Annotated in this window: 1 protein-coding gene and 1 pseudogene; both read left to right on the forward strand. The window is 47.3% G+C overall.

Annotated elements, in window-relative coordinates:
* A pseudogene (locus AC4MRV_RS22115) lies at positions 1-197 on the forward strand (HlyD family secretion protein); the annotation flags it as partial.
* A gap of 101 nt (positions 198-298) precedes the next feature.
* A partial coding sequence (locus AC4MRV_RS22120; protein ID WP_491189416.1) for an ABC1 kinase family protein occupies positions 299-1,339 on the forward strand: 1,041 nt, incomplete at its 3' end.

The following is a 1,339-nucleotide window of genomic DNA, read 5'->3' on the forward strand; positions in this document are numbered from 1 at the left end:
GTAAGAACTTGCAGAACAAACACCACTTTGTTCGCCTCAAGATTGATGAGCCAGAAGGCTACGATATCCCTGTCGGCTCAGTTGGTCTAGCATGGGTCAGCGGCGAGAAACCAATTGGTTTCCTAGCGTTCTTGGATGTGATTCGTGGCATCATCATCCGAATGAAGTCGCAACTGTACTTCTTCTACTCTATCTAAACTCCCAAACCGCCAGTTCCGCTGGCGGTTTTCTTTTCATTTGTATCCAAGCACGTAGTTTTCCCGTATAACAAATAGTTAGTAAATAACGGAGAAAATTCATGTCGGCAAAGGAAAGAAGCCTACCCACCCATCGCATCTCAAGATTCAGCAAGTTCGCTTCCCTTGCAACCCGAGTCGCAGGCAACGTGATTGCTGAAGGCACCAAACAAATCGCTAAAGGCAATAAACCCAAAGCGAAAGACCTGTTACTAACGCCGCAAAACATTGCGCGTTTAACAGACCAACTAGCCCACTTGCGGGGTGCAGCGATGAAGCTTGGTCAAATGCTCTCTATGGATGCTGGCGATGTTTTGGAACCAGACCTCGCTGATATTCTCTCGCGACTTCGCTCAAACGCAGATCCTATGCCAGCAAAACAACTCAACGCAGTAATGGAAAACGCGCTAGGAACGAATTGGAAAACTGAGTTCCTCTCCTTTAACTTCAAGCCAATAGCCAGCGCTTCCATTGGTCAAGTTCACCAGGCCTACAGTGATGCAGGTGATAACCTCGCGGTGAAAGTGCAGTATCCGGGAGTAAGGAAAAGTATCGACAGTGACGTCGATAACGTGGGGACTCTGCTCAAAGTCGTTGGCTTGATTCCCGAATCGGTTGATTACAAAGGACTATTGGAAGAAGCTAAAAAGCAACTGCATGATGAAGCGGACTACGCACGAGAAGCGCACTTTGCCATTCGTTATCATGACGCTTTGAAGGATCACCCTCATTTTGTCGTGCCGAAAATCCACACCGGAAGCTCTTCCGACGCCGTGCTCGCAATGGAATTTATTGACGGTAGTCCGATTGAACAAATCGAGCATTATGACCAAAGCACACGCGACTTTGTAATGCACAGTTTACTCGAATTGCTGTTCCGAGAGCTGTTCGAATTTAAAATGGTCCAAACCGACCCCAACTTTGCCAACTACTTGTATATCGAGAACACCCGTCAAATCGGCTTATTAGATTTCGGCGCGACTCGCGAATACAGCGAACAATTTAGCACTGGTTATCGCCAAGCTTTTGCATCGGTTGTCAACGACGACGAGCAAGGCTTGAACAATGCGCTTGAGCAGATTGGATTTTTCAGCAAGACCATT

It is taken from the genome of Vibrio sp. (assembly GCF_984391705.1).